This window comes from Bacteroidales bacterium, from assembly GCA_012517825.1.
Lineage (GTDB): Bacteria > Bacteroidota > Bacteroidia > Bacteroidales > JAAYUG01 > JAAYUG01.
Genome location: JAAYUG010000101.1, coordinates 1 through 16,375, shown reverse-complemented (window position 1 = coordinate 16,375; position 16,375 = coordinate 1). Strand labels below are relative to the sequence as shown.

The window sequence follows — 16,375 nt, the reverse complement described above, 5'->3', positions numbered from 1 at the left end:
TCCGTCGGTATATCCATTGAAGAAAGCTTCTTCGGTATTGGGGAATCTTGCTGAATACTGGCCCAGGAGATCATTGATTTTATCAGCAGCCGATGGATCGGCATTTTTTGCTTTAATCAGTTCGTCGACGGCAACCCAGAATACGGCTTTCTTTTCGAATTCGTTTCCTCCGCATATGTCGGAACTTGCAGCATAGAGAGTTGCCACCAGGATATAGGGATCGGCCCAGTTCCCTTTCAGCTGGCTGGCTGTCCGGGCATTGGTACGGGCAAGGCTGTAATTATTCTGGTTGTAATTTACCATGGCAAGTTCATAATAGTACCGTGCCTTGTTTTCATTATTGCTATCGTTATTGATAGCTTCCTGGTAATATCTGGCTGCTTTGTCGTATTTCTGCTGCTTGTAGAAAACCTTGGCAAGTTTGTACGCTGATTCAGCTGAAGGTTCTTTATTGTAGAGCAGTTCGGATGCCTGCACATTCAGCGGAGCTTCTTCTTCCTTAATGGCAGAAAAGGCAGATGTAGCTTCTTTCAGGAGTTTGACATCATCCGGCCGGGATTTGATAAGAGGTTCGTAGTATTTGGTAAGGGATTCAACGGTAGCAGCTCCGCTGTTCACAAAATTGAACATGATGGCATCACGGACGGATGTAATGACCGTATCCTTCGGATTCTTCTGTGATGCCTGTTCCATCAGAGGCATGATGAAAGCCCAGTTGGAAAGCACCTGATCAGCTGAGAGAGCGTTGAGCTTGTACAAACTCAGGGTTGCCGTAAAATAGGTAGCAAATGTTGCCGGAGAAGTATTTGCCTTTAGCAGTTTGACTGATTCGCCAAGAATATCATATCCTTCCTGAATGTATTTTTGTTCATCCCTGCGGTAGCGAAGCAGGTCAACTCCTTTGCGCCCCAGCACGTAACCTCTTTCGCCAAACATTTCCATACGTTTGTCGTAAATCATCATCAGGGTATCGATGTATTTTTCCTTTATGTCAGGATTCTTCTCGTTTTCGATAAAGAACCGGAACATATTTACGCCGTCGATGTAAATGTTCTTACTTGCCTGGGGGCAGTTATTATAAACCCAGCGCCAGGAGGGAAGAGCATCTTTATAATTCCTGTGCCGTGCATATTCCCTGTAAAGGGAAAGGTTTTTGAGGCAATCGATGCTGTCCTGGCCTGTTCCGAATCTTCCCGGAGCCCCTGCTTCTTTTTCTTCCTGAGCAGAAAGAGGTAAAGCAGTCATCAGAAGAACGGCAAGCAATCCGAAATAATGTAAGCCCAACCTTTTCATAACAGTATGCATTTAGTCAAATTTGCGTTTAATAAACCAGTAATCGTAAAAAGAAATGCTCAGATTCATCATAAAATAGTTTTCCCGGATGAGATTCTGTGCGTGAGTGCCGCGTTGTCCGTATTCAAATCCAAGATTGAACATGGTTTTTGTATTTCTGTACGGTAAACCTAGTCCAAAAGTTATGCCAAACTCTGTTATGGGTTCCCCTCTTAGTTTCAGATATGTATCAGCATAGTGGCCGCCCAATCTGTAACGAACCCGGTTCAGATAGCCCTGAAGGGCGTTCCGGTTAGGGGTAAACTCAATTCCTCCGGCAATTTGCCTGTTATTGCGAAGGCTGTCTTTTTTGCCAAGAAACAGAGCCTTTGACCAGTCCTGTTCAGAATAATCCAGTGTAACAAGCAAGCGCTTTGTCTGAAAACTGATTCCTGCTCCCCAGAGAGGAGGCATGGTTACCTTACCGCGGGAATCATCAGCATAAAAGATTGTGTCAAGAGGATTCTGCGAATTTCCTGTGCCGGGGAAATTATAAACATACCGGCTTGTGGTAACGTTCATGGTAACCTGAGGCTGGTAAATACCGCCGGCAGTGACAAAAACGCCGGGGAACAGGGTGTCGTATACCTGGGCTCCGTACTGAAAGGTGAAATTTCGCAGGGTCATCCTGTTCTCATCCATGGTATTAAAATAGTACACATCATTAGGGAAGTCGATTTCACTGGAGTACAGCAGGGTTCCGAACAAGTACGAAGCATTGGCCCCCACGGCAATATGGCGGAACAGTTCCGTGCTGAATCCGAGGTAGGCTTTGTTGATTCCGCCCGAACCGGTAAAATAGTAATCCACCGGCTCATTGGAAACAGGCACTTGCTCTTTGTTGTTTTTTACTAGATAGCCTACGGAGGAATACGGAACAAGTCCGGCCTGGAATTTTAACCAGCGTGTTACGGGGAATCCGGCGGCCAGGTGATCGATATTAATGGTTCTGAAGGTTTGTTCCTTTTCCGGAGATGAGTAAATGTGGTAACGTGTCCGGAGGCCGACATCAAAAATGAAGGAATTGGTGTCCTGAGTGCTATAAGCGGCAGGATTAAGGAAATTGATCAGATTGGGTGTCCGCAGAGCCAGCCCCGCCCCGCCCAGTCCGGTGCTTTGTCCGGTAGCGGGTCGCTCAAGATCTCCGAGCCCGTAACGGGAATATACGGAATTTACTGTGATCTGTCCGAAAAGACAAACACTGTAAACTGAAAAAATCAATGGTAAAAATGTTCTAATGCGCTTCAGCATTAAATTCCAGAATCGCCTCAAGACCAACATGTATTAAATTTGGGTTTACAAAGATGGTACTTTTTAAATTTCTACCAAAAAAAATAGCGTCTCCTCCTGTTAATATTACAATGCCATCTGGATTCTCCTGATAAAAGGTGTTTACATACTCATTGACTTCGGCCAGCGTTCCCCGGAGAACGCCGGAGGCAATGGCTTCCTGCGTTGACGTTCCTGCCGGCAGGAAGTCATACGTCTCTTCCACAAGAGGAAGCCGGTTGGTAAACTCATGAAGGGCACGAAACCTCATCGAAATGCCGGGTGAAATATTTCCGCCACGATACTCGCCTGTGCGGGAAAGAAATTCATAAGTAATTGCGGTTCCGGCATCAATAACCAGTACATTCTTTCCCGGATAAATCCTTTGGGCGCCACAAACAGCTGCCACCCTGTCCATACCAAGGGTTTCGGGGGTCTTATAGCTGATCTTTACAGGAAGGGGGGTGCGCGAGGTGAGTTCCATAACAAAGGAAAGACGACCGCGCAAAAAATCCAGCCAGGAGGGAGGAAACTCCTTCCGCACCGAAACCCATATAGCGCGTTGGAGCGAGGGATAGCGTGTTAAAAGATTCGCCAGCATTACCTGGTTAATTTCAGGAGCAGAATCCGAAAACAATACGTTGGTGTTGTCAATTACTGACAATTTAGCCAGTGTATTCCCTATATCGATGGTCAGGTTCAAAAGGTGAAGGCGAATTTAATGGAAAACGGATGCAAATATATGATTATTTGAAAATTAACCTCCAATTATTGCCTGCCAGAAAGAAATATTGTAATTTTGGTTTGATAATTCTGATGCGTATGAAAAAACTCCTTTTTTATCTGACGGCTCTGATGAGCTTAGTCGGGCATTTATATGCTCAGGCACCGAAAGGTTTCAGGTACCAGGCGGTTATAAGGGATGCCAGCGGAATGCCGGTTCCCGACCGTCTGATTGGTATGAGAATCTCTATTCTGGCGAGTTCCGAATCAGGACCTGTTGTCTATTGTGAAGAACAACAGAATACGACAAACAGTTTCGGTATTGTATCCCTGTCAGTTGGAAAAGGCACACCGGTAATCGGGGCTCTGGACACGATATCCTGGGGTGGTTCAAAGCATTTTCTAAAGGTAGATGTTGATCTGGATGGAACCGGAAACTGGAAAGAAGCCGGAATTTCTGAAATACTCAGTGTTCCTTATGCTCTCTATGCTGAACAGGGAGCCAACAAACCTAAGGTTGAAATTAAAGGGACGCCAGGCTATCCCTCTGATTCAGCATTGTTTGAAGTGAAGGACCGGAATGGAAATACCGTATTTGCCGTTTATGAAGATGGAGTTCAGGTTATTGTGAATGAAGAGGGTAAGGGAGGTCGCGGTGGTTTTGCCGTAGGTGGCAGAAGAGCAGGGAAAGGGACAATGGTGGAAGACATCTTTAAAGTTACCCCCGACAGTGTAGGTATTTATCTGAGTTCCGGCTCAGGTAAAGGAGGGAGAGGGGGATTTGCCGTGGGGGGAAGGGGAGCAGGGAAGGGTTTGCCCGAAGAATACCTGCGGATTACCCGCGACAGCACCCGCGTATTTACAGCTGACCCGGTAAACGGTTTTGCAGTCGGAAATATCGGAACAAACCCGCAGAAATATATGAAACTTACGCCCGAAAACTATGCCATTGGACATCGTGCCGGCCTGAAACTTAAAGAAGGACTTTACAATTCGTTTATGGGGTATGAAGCCGGGGCCAATACCGGAGCGGGAAATTCAAATATTTTCCTTGGTTACCAGGCCGGATATTCCAATGCAACAGGCAGTTACAATGTGTTTATCGGCAATCTGGCCGGGTACCGGAACACAGGTTCTGAAAGTGACCCATATGCCGGTTCCTACAATATTTTTATCGGGCATTCCAGCGGCCTAAACAACACAACCGGCTCTGTCAACTGCTTCATCGGACGAAGCAGTGGATATAATAATACTATCGGGAGTGCCAACATATTTGTTGGTGAATATGCCGGATATTTCAATGTGAACGGGTACCGGAATGTTTTTGTCGGCAAGGAATCGGGCTGGAACAATACCTCGGGCTCCGACAATACTTTTCTGGGCTTTAATTCCGGATGGAACAATTCTACCGGGCAGCAGAACACATTTCTGGGAGCCAGCAGTGGTTACCAGCTTACTGCCGGCCGGGGGAATACATTTTTGGGGTATAATAGCGGGTCTGGCGCAACATTGGGAAACTATAATGTGTGTGTAGGCGGATACAGCGGATACGGAAATATCGGAAGCAATAACGTATTGCTTGGTTACGGAGCCGGACAAAGTTCTACAGGGAACGGAAATATTTTTATAGGGTACAATGCAGGATCTTACGAAACCGGTTCCAATAAACTCTACATTGCCAACAGCAATACGTCAAAACCATTGATTTACGGTGATTTTGGTGCGCTTTTCCCTTTTGTGGTAATTAACGGAAACGGAGCCGACCGCACCAATGATTCCGTAGTATTTTTTGTGAACGGAAAATCGGCTGGTTTGTTCAACTGGTCTGCTCTCAGCGATTATCGTCTTAAGGAGTCGGTGCAAACCATAGGGCATGCCCTCGAAACGGTTATGCACCTGAGAGGAGTTGAATTCCAGTGGATCGATAAATCGAAATTTGATCATAAAAGACACATAGGCTTTATAGCCCAGGAAGTGGAACCTTATCTTCCTGAGGTGGTCAATAAAAGCAGTAACGGGATGTACTCGCTTGATTATCCTTCCATGACAGCAATTCTGCTGGAAGCAATAAAACAACAGCAGTATCAGATTGAGGAACTCCGGCAGCAGGTGAGTGAATACAGGGAACTGAAAGCAGAACTGGATGCACTGAAACAGGAATTGAAGAAAAAATAAGGGGTTAATAAAGTTACGGTTGATCTTCTGATGCTTGATCCGGTATAAAGCAACAAATGACCTGGAAGGAGGAATTTGTTCTACTGCCCGGAAGTAACCTCAATCGGCAGCTTTACCGGTCTCATCATATCAAGTACCCCCAGTGCATCGGTGGTGGAAGATACCTGGTCTATAATCATGGACAGTTTTTCTTTTGCTTCTTTCATCCTGATCCGTTCAGGGTGTTTCTGGACAAATTGCAGTACTTCCTGGAACGTTTCCGAACTGTAATAAGGAGAAAGCGGATTTGAGAGAAAGTACACCAGCAGTTTCCCTTCACGAAGCACCAGTTTTTCAAACCCGAGTTCCTGGGCAGCCCACCGGAGCCTTACTATATCGAGCAAACCGTTTGCGGATTCGGGCAGGGGTCCGAAACGGTCAATAAGAACGTTTCGGAAATTCTCGAGGGAAACTTCATCCTGGATGGTGTCAAGTTCACGGTATAGCCGTATCCGTTCAGCGGCATTGGGAATATACTGCTCAGGGAAGTGCAGTTCAAGATCGGTATCAATCTGGCAATCAGAAACATATATCTTTTTTCTTCCGGCGGAAGCCGAAGGGGATTGATCGGCAAAAAGTTCCCCGAATTCTTCCTCGCGGAGTTCCTGCATTGCTTCCGTAAGAATTTTCTGGTAGGTTTCGAATCCGATTTCAGTAATAAATCCGCTTTGTTCGGCCCCAAGAAGATTTCCTGCTCCGCGAATGTCAAGATCCTGCATAGCGATGTTGAATCCGCTTCCCAGGTCAGTATTTTCAGCAATTGCTTTAAGCCGGCGGCGGGCTTCTCCCGTTAATGACGACAATGGAGGTGCCAGCAGGTAGCAGTATGCTTTCCGGTTTGAACGGCCTACCCTGCCGCGCAACTGGTGAAGGTCTGCAAGCCCAAACTGGTGTGCATTATTGATGATAATGGTATTGGCATTGGGAATATCAAGACCTGATTCGATGATCGATGTGGAGATGAGGACATCATAATCGCCACTCACAAAATCGGTCATAATGCGTTCAAGCTGGGTACCGTCCATCTGCCCGTGGGCTACCACAGTTTTTACCTGCGGGCAGATTCTGCTGATCAGATTCTGAATGTCAAAAATATTCTGAATGCGGTTGTGGATAAAAAATACCTGGCCATAGCGGGAAACCTCATATAAGATAGCGTCCCGTATTACGTCTTCATCAAAAACATGCAGTTCGGTGTGGATGGGATGTCGGTTGGGCGGCGGAGTGTTGATGATGGCCAGATCGCGGGCACCCATGAGGGAAAACTGCAAAGTGCGGGGAATGGGAGTGGCTGTGAGGGTGATGGTATCAACGTTGAGGCGCAGTTGCTTCAGCTTTTCCTTCACGGCTACACCGAATTTCTGTTCTTCGTCAATGATCAGCAATCCAAGATCCCTGAATTTTACTTCCTTTCCTACCAGTTTATGGGTGCCGATAACTATGTCCAGTTTGCCTTCAGCCAGTCGTTTCAGTATGTTCTTCTGGTCGGCCGGCTTCCTGAAGCGGGTAATGTAATCAATGGAACAGGGAAAATCTTTCAGCCGTTCCGAAAAGGTTTTGTAATGCTGAAGGGCCAGGATGGTAGTGGGAACAAGCATGGCAACCTGCTTGTTGTCGGCAACGGCCTTAAAGGCTGCCCGGATGGCAATTTCTGTCTTTCCAAATCCTACATCTCCGCATACGAGCATATCCATAGGATGGGGAGCTTCCATTCCTGCCTTCACGGCTTCAGTGGCTTTCAACTGATCCGGAGTATCTTCATAGATAAAAGATGCTTCCAGTTCTTTCTGAAGATAGGAATCAGGTGAATAGGCAAAACCGGGTGCCGCAAGCCTTTTTGCATAGAGTGCAATGAGTTCCCGGGCAATGTCTTTGACTTTTCTTTTTGTGTTTTGTTTTGTTTTGTTCCATACTCCGCTTCCCAGTTTGTGAAGGGCAGGCTCAGTACCTTCCTTCCCCTTATATTTTGATATCTTATGAAGGGAGTGGATATTGACAAAGAGAATATCGTTGTCTTTATAAACCAGCCTGAGGGCTTCCTGCATCCTTCCGTTTACTTCAATTTTCTGCAGACCGGCAAATTTTCCTATTCCGTGATCAATATGCACTACATAATCACCCGGCTGCAATGCCATAAGTTCCTGGAGGGTAATTTGTTCGCTTTTGCGAAACAGCCCTTTGATATGGTATTTGTGATAACGGTCAAATATCTGGTGATCAGTAAAAAGGCTTATGCGAAGGTCATTGTCGGTAAACCCTTCGTGCAGGGAAACAATTTCAAACCGCGGATGCAGAAAGGGTTTCAGATTTCTTATAATTTCGGCAAGCCGGCTTTCCTGTGCAGGGTTTTCTGCCAGCAGATACGTACTGATACCGTTCAGTTCATTTTCTTCCAGATAGCTGACCAGCAGGTCAAAGTTTTTTCTGAATACCGGCTGAGGCTGAGTGGAAAAAGTGAAAATTTTTCCTGAGAAAACAGCCTGAAGGCCGGTTTCTATAACATCAAGGTTTGTGAGCTGGTTCAGCAGGGTTTCTGCATCGGTATAGGTCAGTAAATTGCCTGGATCTTCGGGCTGGACAGGTTTCCCCGAGAGGGTTCTGAAATGTTCCGCAATAAGGGGTAAATCACCTGCCCACACTCTGGCTTTCGTTTCCGGCTGCCGGAGAATGGAAGCAACATTTCCCTGCAGAACAGCAAGGTCGGGAATGAGTTCCACCGACTCTTTCTGTTCCACCGATAATTGGGTTTCTACATCGAAAGTGCGGATTGAATCAACCTCATCGCCAAAAAAGTCAATACGGAACGGCTGATCGGATGCGTAGGAGAAGATATCAACAAGGCTGCCCCTGATGGCATACTGGCCGGGTTCATAGACAAATTCAACCCTTTCAAAATGAAAGCTGTGCAGGATTTCATCAAGGAAAGAAATGGAGAGCCTGTTGCCTCGTTCAATCCGGAAGGTGTTTTTGACCAGCGTGTCTTTCGAGATGATGGGCTCGGCAATTGCTTCGGAGTATGATACAATACACAGGCTTCCGGTCCCCTGGAATCCGTTGACAGCGCGAATGGCTTCCGTCCTCAGTATAGTGTTGGCCGGGTCTTTTTCCCGTGAGTACTTGAGCGCCCTGAAGGAGGAAGGGAAAAAGAAAATATTCTGAATCCCTGCCTGAACAAGATCGTTATAAAAATAAGCCGCTTCTTCATTTTCAGGAAACAGAAAAAAGAATATTCCGTCCGTATGCCTCACAACCGATGAGGCTACGAGAGCAGAAGATGATCCGGAGAGGCCTTTCAGCCAGAATTTCCCTTTGTTTTCCTTTATAAGGTCCTCAACAAGTTCTTTTGTATTGGGATGACCATCATAAAGGGTAAGCAGAAATTCAGAAGCTTTGCCGCCAGAAGTCATAGCGGCAAAATTAACCAAATAATCACAAACCAGCCAAACTTTCCTTATATGGCATTTATTATCAATTTTATACTTTTGGTGCAATTTTAATCTGAATCGACATGCGGGTTTTTAAGTTTGGCGGTGCTTCAGTCAACAGTGCCGAAGCAGTGAAAAATATGGCCGAAATTCTGCGTCAGCAAAGGGAACACGGGCCACTGACTGTGGTTGTTTCTGCTATGGGCAAGACAACCAATGCCCTCGAAGAAGTTGCCCGGCTTTTTTTCAATGAGAAAGACTATTCCGGGGCATTTGCAAAAGTTAAAGACTACCATTCACAGATTGTTGCCGGCCTGTTTCCTGAAGAAAAACATCCTTTCCGCCAGGAATTTGATCTGCTTTTTGAAGAACTGGCAGGAATATTGCGCAAACAGCCTTCGTTGAATTTTGATTTCGATTACGATCAGATAGTCAGTTACGGAGAAATCATCTCTACCAAAATAGTGGCGGCTTATCTGAATGAAGCAGGCATTAAAACGCGCTGGGTAGACATCAGAAAATGTCTGAAAACAGATAATACTTACAGGGAAGCCGTAGTCGACTGGGAACTTTCAACAAATCTTGTCAAAAAAGCCTTTGCTCCCAACAGTGAGCAGATCCTTCTCACGCAGGGTTTTATTGGTTCAACCATAAATAACCTTACCACAACACTTGGCAGGGAAGGGTCGGATTATACCGCTGCTATTCTGGCCTATATACTGGATGCCGAAAGTGTAACCATATGGAAGGATGTTCCGGGAGTGCTGAATGCCGATCCGAAATGGTTTGACAACTGTGTGCGGCTCGATCAGCTTTCCTACCTTGATGCCATTGAGCTGGCATATTACGGGGCTACAGTGATCCATCCCAAGACAATAAAACCCCTCCAGAACAAGAACATACGACTTCATGTCAAATCCTTCCTGAACCCCAAGGACCCGGGAACCATCATCGGCGATGTGTCTTATGAATCGCTCACCCCATCCTTCATTTTTAAGATGGACCAGGTTCTTATCCATATTTCGCCTCTTGATTTTTCCTTTATTGCTGAAGACAAGCTAAGAACCATTTTCGGGTATTTTTCAAAGCATGGTATGAAAATCAACCTTATGCAGAATTCGGCGGTTAGTTTTCAGGTATGCGTGAACAATGACCAGACCCGTATTCCTAATTTGCTGAACGATCTTCGGCAGGATTTCAAGGTTTCTTTTGATACCGGCCTTGAACTGATTACCATCCGGTATTATGACGACAGTACCATAAAAAGGGTGTTGGTAAACAAGGATCTCATTCTTGAACAGCGAAGTAAAAGGACCATTCAGATGGTGGTAAAGGATCTGGGGTGAGTACCTGAAAAACAAATCACTTCAGCGCTACAAACGATTTCGTCATCCCCAGTACTTTTTCGCTGTAGATGGTACTTTCAGGGAAAAGGCGCTGCAGATCCTTTTTCGACAACAGGCGGATTTCTTTCACTGCAGCCTCAGCAAGGTTTTTGTCAGGTATTCTGTCAAACCAGCCGGTGTCGAAATTTCTTACGATCCATACCCGGCAGCTATGGGGAAGAAAATGAAAAAACGGAAAGAGGAAATGGGGCTCAATGGGAAAATACAGGTTGGGCGTTTGCACAAAATAGTGTTTGCCAACGCGCCGGATTTCAGAAGCCATTTTCAGCTGGTTTTCCCAACTGCCAAGATGTTCAATAACCGAATTGGAAAACACTATGTCAAATTCACCGTCGCCATATCGGCTAAGATCCATGCCGTTTCCTACCACACTGGAGATCCAGGGAAGGGTCACATCGATTTCATAAAGGTTGAGCAGTACGATGGATGTATCCGATTCGGGAACAAAACGGACATTTCTCCAGAAGTACTCTGTCCCGCCAACATCCAGAATTCTTACTGGAGGCGTGAGGCCGGAAAGCAATTGTGTGAATAAAGCAAATCGCCTTTTTCTCCATTTCACCGAAAAGGAATTTTCCTTTTCCGGATTGGCCAGAGGTCTGAGTATCTTCATTTATGGCTGTTTTTGCTGCCGTCGATTCAAAAATAAACAGAAGTACGCAATCAATCAACTGAGGTTAAAAAACCCAGGCAATAATGTTTCAGTGGTTTTCTGTCACCAAAACTACTTATTATTGTTGCCGGGATTTGTTTGAAAGGATGAAAAATGATTTTGGATTGGTCTGAATATGTGATTTCCTCTTCCGGCCGATGTTTTGAAGAAATGAACCGGTTCGGCAAAAAACGGATACCGTTTCTGTTTATCCTTGATTTTGAGTGCAGGGAACCTGTTTTGGTTCCTCTTGATCGGATCGAAGCCACAGGGATACTTTACAGTATGGAAGGGAATACCAATGTGAAGTCGGAATTTTATACCGAAAAAAAGGAGCTGATTCTTAAAAAGAAACCTGTTTCGTTTTCAACCTACCGGAAATCCTTCCGGAAAGTAATGGAACATTTGCTGAAAGGTAACTCCTATCTGGTGAATCTGACGTTCCCGACACCTCTGGAATCATCCCATGCATTAGAGGAACTGTTTCATCTGGCCAGGGCCCGCTTCAGATTACTGGTTCCCGGCCGTTTCACTGTGTTTTCGCCTGAGGTTTTTGTACGTATAAAAGATGGCCGGATATATTCCTATCCGATGAAAGGTACTGCCGATGCTTCTGATCCGGAAGAGGCTGAGAAGATACTGGGAAGCATTAAGGAACAGGCTGAACATCATACTATTGTTGATTTGATCAGAAATGACCTGTCGCAGATTGCTGACGACGTATCTTTAGAACGCTTTGCTTACCGCGAAATAATTACAACTCATGAAAAACAACTGATTCAGGTAAGTTCTGAAATAAGCGGGAGACTTTTTCCCAATTACCACGAGCATCTGGGAGATATATTTAAAGCCATACTGCCGGCCGGTTCAGTAACCGGTGCCCCAAAGGCCAAAACCCTTGAAATAATCCGGGAGGCAGAAGTCTATGAACGGGGCTATTATACGGGTGTTTTTGGTATTTTTGACGGATCGGAGGTAAATTCGGCCGTAATGATCCGGTTTATTGAGCAGACTCCGCAAGGATATCTTTTTAAAAGCGGAGGAGGAATTACGGCCTACAGCGATCCCCGCCAGGAGTATAAGGAAATGATTGACAAAGTGTATGTTCCTGTTGCTTGAAACCATCCGGCTTGATCATGGAGAGCCTTCCCTGTTGCATCTTCATCAGGATAGGGTTAACCGGTCATTGAAAGAGCTGTTTGGGATTACAGAAGTGCTGAATCTGAAAGACTGTATTCTGCCCCCTGAGGAATTCACGAAAGGAATTGTTAAATGCAGAATTTGGTACGGAAAGTGTGTGGAACAGATTGATTACAGCATGTACAGGATGAAACGGGTCCAATCGCTTCAAATGGTCGAATCCGATACCATTACCTACAATTACAAGTTTGCTGACCGCCGTCAACTGGAGAACCTTTATGCTTTGCGGGGTGATTGTGATGATGTTCTGATAATAAAGAATGGACTGGTTACGGATACAACCTATGCCAATGTTGCTTTTTACGACGGCAGTTGCTGGATAACTCCCGAAGAACCTTTGCTGGAAGGGGTTCGACGTCGTTTTTACCTGGAGCGGGGAATGATTAGCACAGCAAGGATCACTGCCGGTGATCTGAAATTCTTTTCCGAATTGAGATTAATGAATGCCATGATATCGCTGGAGGAGTCGCCTTCCATACCGGTGCAATCAATTTTGCCTGTAAGTTCAAAGTGAAAACATAAATCTGCCGGAGGGGCTAACCGCTCACTGCCTACCGGTTGAAACGCAATGGCATGCCCCTGTAAGTGTCAGTTACATTTTTTCCGTCATAAACCAGGTTTCCGTTGACAAAGGTATGGACAACCGAAGATCCGAAGCGGACTCCTTCCAGAGGGGACCAGCTGCATTTATATAATAAGGTATCTACTGTAACAAGGTGGGGTTTATTCAGATTGACCAGGACCAGGTCGGCATAATATCCTTTGCGGATGAAACCCCGCCGGTCGATGCCAAAGAGCCGGGCCGGCGCATGAGCCATTTTTTCGGAAACGGTTGTTAACGGGAACAGGCCCCTTTGTGACAATTCAATCATCATTTGCAGGCTGTGTTGCACCAGGGGCCCACCGGAGGGGCAGGTGAAATAGGGATTTTCTTTTTCAGCCAGAGTATGCGGGGCATGATCGGTGGCCACAACGTCTATCAGATTGTTGGTGAGGCCGTTAACTAAAGCCTGTCTGTCATAGGTAGTCTTGATTGCCGGATTCCATTTAATTTTGGTTCCCAGCCGGTCATAATCGTCCTGGCTGAACCAGAGGTGATGAACACATGCCTCGGCAGTTATCCGCTTATCTTCTGAGGCCGGAGAAGGATCAAGCAGATTCAGCTCGCGTGCTGTGGATAAATGGAGAATGTGCAGGCGGGTACCATGCTTGCGTGCAAGGTCTATGGCAAGGCGTGTGGATTTAAAACAGGCTTCTTCGCTTCGGATGGACGGGTGGTATCGAACAGGAACATTTTCCCCGAAGCGTATTCTGTACAATTCGGCATTATGCCGTATGATCTGCTCGTCTTCGCAGTGAGTGGCAATCAGAATATTTTTCAGTGAGAAAATGCGGGCCAGGGCTTCCGGATCATCCACCAGCATGTCTCCTGTGGAAGACCCCATGAATACCTTAATGCCACAGGTTACAGACGGATCGACGCGTTTCAGTTCAGCCAGATTATCGTTGGAAGCTCCCATGTAAAACGAATAATTGGCGGGTGAAACTTCCGAAGCTCTTTTAAATTTCTTTTCCAGAAGCTCAATGGTCAAGGTTTGCGGAAGGGTATTTGGCATCTCCATGAAAGAAGTAACTCCTCCCGCTACGGCAGCCTTTGATTCGCTTGCAATATCTCCCTTGTGGGTAAGGCCTGGTTCCCTGAAATGAACCTGGTCGTCAATGACTCCCGGGAAAAGGTGAAGGCCTTGTGCGTCAATAATTTTGGTACCGGAAAGAATTCCTGATGGCACTTCTCCCTCAAAGACTTCCGCTATGATGCCGTTTTCAATAAGGACGCTCGCCTTGTATTCCCTGCCTTCGTTGACCAGTTGTGCACGATGGATCAGGCACGGATTCATAAACAAAGAGTTTAAGGTTTCTTAAGCCAGTATCTGGAAAAGAGACTTCTGACCTTCATGGAAATAACGCCAAGTACCGCTTCACGGAAAATTCCCCGGCTCATTTTGGAAGTCCCTTCCTTTCGTTCAGTAAATATAATAGGAATTTCAACAATGCGGAAATGCATTTTCCAGGTAATGAACTTCATTTCAATCTGAAATGCATAACCTTTGAAGCGGACCCGGTCAAGGTTAATGGCTTGAAGAACTTCTCTCCGGTAACATTTGAATCCGGCGGTGGTATCGCGTATGCTCATTCCGGTGATAAAGCGCACATAGGCCGATGCAAAATAGGACATAAGCACCCTGCCTATGGGCCAGTTCACAACATTAACCCCGGTAATATAGCGGGATCCGATGGCCAGGTCAGCTCCCTCCATGCATGCCTTGTGCAACCTGGGAAGGTCAGCAGGGTCATGGGAAAAGTCGGAATCCATTTCAAATATGTAGGAGTAATTTCGTTCCAGAGCCCAACGGAAGCCTTCGATATAGGCAGTGCCCAGGCCCATTTTTCCCGGACGTTCCAGCAGAAACAACCTGCCCTGGTATGTATTGGTGAGTTCCTTTACGATTTCGGCGGTGCCATCGGGGGAATGATCATCTATGATAAGGAGATGGTATTCATTTGGCAATGAAAGCACTGTGTGAATCATTCGGGCAATATTCTCCCTTTCATTATAGGTAGGGATAATGACTATGGCGTCTGATGATTTCATCTCACAATGGAACGTTGGGCTGGTAAACGGCTTCTAAGATAAGATTTTTATTTCAACCCGTATTTTGGGGGGCAAAAAAGGGGAAGACAGGGAGAAAGTTTCTGTTAATACATCTTTAATTAATTGAATCTGAGAGGAGGAGAAAAAAATGAAAAAAAAATTGGAGGAAGGTATTGCAGAAATGAAAGAAGGGTATATATTTGCACCCGCTTTTGAGACGTTCTTTCACGCGATGGGGTAAAAAAAGTTAAGATAAATTTGGATAGAATTAAAATTTGTTTTACTTTTGCAACCTCTTTCGAATGACAGGGAAAAGCAAAGAAGGAGAGAGAGCAAAAAAAATGAAAATTTTTTTGCCGGGAATAAAAAAAGGATTATCTTTGCAGTCCCAAAAGAAATAAGAGAAAAAGGTTCTTTGAAAATATTGTAAAGAAGGTAAGAAAGGTGCGAAAAACCCCGGAAGCAATTCCAGGGACAATGAATCTTGAGCTTAGAAAATTAACAAACTCAATTACAACGAAGAGTTTGATCCTGGCTCAGGATGAACGCTAGCGGCAGGCCTAACACATGCAAGTCGAGGGGCAGCGGGTGTAGCAATACATGCCGGCGACCGGCGCACGGGTGAGTAACGCGTATGTAACCTACCTTTTACTGGGGGATAGCCCCGAGAAATCGGGATTAATACCCCATATTATTATGAACGGGCATCCGTTTATAATGAAAGCTCCGGCGGTAAAAGATGGGCATGCGTGCCATTAGCTAGTTGGTGAGGTAACGGCTCACCAAGGCTACGATGGCTAGGGGGTCTGAGAGGATGATCCCCCACACTGGTACTGAGACACGGACCAGACTCCTACGGGAGGCAGCAGTGAGGAATATTGGGCAATAGGCGCAAGCCTGACCCAGCCATGCCGCGTGCAGGATGAAGGCCCTATGGGTTGTAAACTGCTTTTGTACGGGACGAAACTCCCGATCGTGATCGGGACTGACGGTACTGTACGAATAAGCATCGGCTAACTCCGTGCCAGCAGCCGCGGTAATACGGAGGATGCAAGCGTTATCCGGATTCATTGGGTTTAAAGGGTGCGTAGGCGGGGCGGTAAGTCAGTGGTGAAAGCCTGCAGCTTAACTGTAGAATTGCCATTGATACTGTCGCTCTTGAATGCGGTTGAGGCAGGCGGAATGTGTAATGTAGCGGTGAAATGCTTAGATATTACACAGAACACCGATTGCGTAGGCAGCTTGCTAAACCGTGATTGACGCTGAGGCACGAAAGCGTGGGGAGCAAACAGGATTAGATACCCTGGTAGTCCACGCTGTAAACGATGATCACTCGCTGTTGGCGATATACTGTCAGCGGCTAAGCGAAAGCATTAAGTGATCCACCTGGGGAGTACGACGGCAACGTTGAAACTCAAAGGAATTGACGGGGGCCCGCACAAGCGGAGGAACATGTGGTTTAATTCGATGATACGCGAGGAACCTTACCTGGGCTTAAATG

The 16,375-nt window shown here is 46.0% G+C and carries 11 protein-coding genes and 1 rRNA gene; 5 read left to right on the top strand and 7 right to left on the bottom strand.

Translation table 11 applies throughout. The features are described 5' to 3' along the window. From GX419_06740 to GX419_06730, 3 genes are all read right to left on the bottom strand, one after another. Positions 1–1,293, bottom strand: a 1,293-nt coding sequence (locus GX419_06740; GenBank protein NLI24381.1) for a tetratricopeptide repeat protein, incomplete at its 3' end; no start/stop codon positions are given. A gap of 12 nt (positions 1,294–1,305) precedes the next feature. Next, the gene (locus tag GX419_06735) at positions 1,306–2,553 is read right to left on the bottom strand and encodes a hypothetical protein (GenBank protein NLI24380.1); all 1,248 of its coding nucleotides are present in this window, start codon (positions 2,551–2,553) and stop codon (positions 1,306–1,308) included. Between the two features lie 13 nt (positions 2,554–2,566). Next, complete coding sequence (locus GX419_06730; GenBank protein NLI24379.1) at positions 2,567–3,304, bottom strand: type III pantothenate kinase; 738 nt, start codon at positions 3,302–3,304, stop codon at positions 2,567–2,569. A 119-nt stretch (positions 3,305–3,423) separates the two neighbouring features. Here GX419_06730 and GX419_06725 point away from each other — a divergent pair, with 119 nt between their 5' ends. After that, positions 3,424–5,499, top strand: a complete 2,076-nt coding sequence (locus GX419_06725) for a hypothetical protein (GenBank protein NLI24378.1) — start codon at positions 3,424–3,426, stop codon at positions 5,497–5,499. An 80-nt stretch (positions 5,500–5,579) separates the two neighbouring features. On the opposite strand, the gene mfd is transcribed toward GX419_06725, so the two are convergent. Beyond that, complete coding sequence (gene mfd, locus GX419_06720) at positions 5,580–8,945, bottom strand: transcription-repair coupling factor (GenBank protein ID NLI24377.1); 3,366 nt, start codon at positions 8,943–8,945, stop codon at positions 5,580–5,582. A 101-nt stretch (positions 8,946–9,046) separates the two neighbouring features. On the opposite strand from mfd, the gene GX419_06715 reads away from it, so the two are divergent. Then, positions 9,047–10,309: an aspartate kinase gene (locus tag GX419_06715; protein NLI24376.1), complete on the top strand. Its 1,263-nt coding sequence runs from the start codon at positions 9,047–9,049 to the stop codon at positions 10,307–10,309. Positions 10,310–10,325: 16 nt separating this feature from the next. Here GX419_06715 and GX419_06710 read toward each other — a convergent pair whose 3' ends face one another. Further along, complete coding sequence (locus GX419_06710) at positions 10,326–10,982, bottom strand: class I SAM-dependent methyltransferase (GenBank protein ID NLI24375.1); 657 nt, start codon at positions 10,980–10,982, stop codon at positions 10,326–10,328. A 210-nt stretch (positions 10,983–11,192) separates the two neighbouring features. On the opposite strand from GX419_06710, the gene GX419_06705 reads away from it, so the two are divergent. Together GX419_06705 and GX419_06700 are read left to right on the top strand one after the other, a co-directional pair. Next, a complete protein-coding gene (locus GX419_06705) occupies positions 11,193–12,140 on the top strand; it encodes an aminodeoxychorismate synthase component I (protein NLI24374.1) in 948 nt (315 codons plus the stop codon). Then, positions 12,124–12,735 carry a hypothetical protein gene (locus tag GX419_06700; protein ID NLI24373.1) on the top strand — a complete coding sequence of 204 codons (612 nt, stop codon included), beginning with the start codon at positions 12,124–12,126 and terminating at the stop codon, positions 12,733–12,735. The genes GX419_06705 and GX419_06700 overlap by 17 nt, the downstream gene beginning before the upstream one ends. Positions 12,736–12,772: 37 nt before the next feature. On the opposite strand, the gene GX419_06695 is transcribed toward GX419_06700, so the two are convergent. Then, positions 12,773–14,119 (bottom strand): dihydroorotase, encoded by a 1,347-nt coding sequence (locus GX419_06695; GenBank protein ID NLI24372.1) that lies wholly within the window; start codon positions 14,117–14,119, stop codon positions 12,773–12,775. Positions 14,120–14,130: 11 nt separating this feature from the next. After that, a complete protein-coding gene (locus tag GX419_06690) occupies positions 14,131–14,874 on the bottom strand; it encodes a polyprenol monophosphomannose synthase (GenBank protein ID NLI24371.1) in 744 nt (247 codons plus the stop codon). Between the two features lie 512 nt (positions 14,875–15,386). Here GX419_06690 and GX419_06685 point away from each other — a divergent pair. After that, a 16S ribosomal RNA gene (locus GX419_06685) occupies positions 15,387–16,375 on the top strand; the annotation flags it as partial.